1 protein-coding gene is annotated in these 1,670 nt (G+C 69.4%); it reads right to left on the bottom strand.

The features are described 5' to 3' along the window. Positions 1-1,670 (bottom strand): Ig-like domain repeat protein (locus BLP83_RS18085; RefSeq protein ID WP_143006792.1); only part of this gene is annotated, 1,670 nt, incomplete at both ends.

The raw sequence follows: 1,670 nt of genomic DNA, 5'->3' as shown, positions 1-1,670 counted from the left end.
GTCGAGCCCGCGCTCACCGGATCCGGGCCCAGGCTCAGACCCACCGTCGGCGTCTGCTTGGCCACGGTGAAACTGGAAGTGGCGGTGCTGCTGGCTTCATCGATATCACCGCTGTAGGCGGCCGACACGCTGTAGCTGCCGGCGGTCACCGGCAGATAGGCCGAACACGCGCCGGCACCCGTACTCGGGTCGACGCCCACGGCCGCACAAATCTCGGCGCCGTTGATCGACACCGAAACCGTACCGAGGAAGGGCGTCACACCACCGCCGACGGTGAACGGGATATCCACGCTCTGACCATAGACCGGCGCCGGAGGCACGGTCGCAGCGAGCGACAGGCTGGTCGGCACACCCTCGACCACGTGGGTGATCTGGCCACTGGCGCTGCCGGTATCGGCGTAGTTGCCATCGACGTTGTCGTAGGTCGCACTCACCGCATAGCTGCCCTTCGCAGCCAGCACGCGGCTACAGCTTGCGCTGCTGCTGTTGGCGCCGCTGGCCGACAGGGCGAGGCCGCTGCAGGTCGCCGCAACATCGGTGGAGGGCGCGGGGCCGACGATGCTCAGGCTGACGGTGCCCGTAGGTGCACCCTGTGCCGGCGACTGCGTCGACACCTCGACACTGAAGTTCGCCGCGCCTGCCGCAAGGGTCGGGCTGTCGCTGCTGATCGTCAGAGCAACGTCCGCCGCGCCGATGGTGTGGGTCTCGCTCGGATCCACGCTGGTATCGAAGTCGGCGTTCTCGATGAACACCGCCTTGAAGGCGCGGAAGGGCGAGCTGCTGCCGCTGTAGAGGCCCGCCGGCAGATTGGCCGGTGCGTTCATTGTCGCCTGCCCACTGGCATCCAGCGGCAGGAAGCCCATCGACACGCCCAGGTGGTTGAAGAACTCCACCTGGCCGGTCGGCACGATGCCGGTGCTGCTGGTCACCGTGGCAGTGAGGGCAAAGGGTTCGCCGTAGCGGCTGGGATCCGGGTTGGACACCAGCACGATTTCGGTCGTCGCAGGACCCACCGGATGCGTCACCGCCGCCGAGCTCGAAGCCGCGTCGTTGTCGTCACCCGCGTACTCCGCCACCACGCTCCAGCTGCCGGCGCGCACGAAGCCCGCCGCACCTTCGATCACGCAGCTGCCCACGCCGGTCGCCGGGTCCACGCTCACCGGGCCGCAGCTCGCGCTCGCCGCCGGGCTCGCCAGCGTCGCCGTCACCGTCACCGTGCCGTCGTAGGTCTGATGACCGCCGTCGACATCGAAGGCCACCGTCACCGGCGCGCCCGCCGGCGTCTGCGCCGACAGATCGCTGGTGATGGCGATCGTGCTGTCACGCTTTTCGATGCTGATGCTGTCGGCGCCCGAAGAGCTCGTCGCGTAGTTGTCGTCGCCCGCATAGCGCGCCACCAGCTCCACCGTCTGCGGCAGGTCGTAGCTCAGCTCGCAGCTCGTGGCCGGCAGCGTGATCGTGCAGACCGCGCTCAGCGCATCGCAGCTCGGTGCCGAGCTCGGGCAGACGAAGACCTCGCCGCCGAGCGGCGTGGTCGCCGCGCCGCCGACCGCGCTCACGCCCACCGTCCAGGTCACCGTCTGGCCCGCCTGCTGGTCGTCCGCCGGCGTCGATGCCAGCGTGGTCGCCGTCGCACGCTTGGCGATGCCGAGCGTCTCGCTGTCCTCGCT

The sequence above is a fragment of the Aquimonas voraii genome (genome assembly GCF_900101825.1).
GTDB lineage: Bacteria > Pseudomonadota > Gammaproteobacteria > Xanthomonadales > Xanthomonadaceae > Aquimonas > Aquimonas voraii.
The sequence above is the reverse complement of the archived record's forward strand: the minus strand, read 5'-3'. Positions and strand labels throughout refer to the sequence as shown.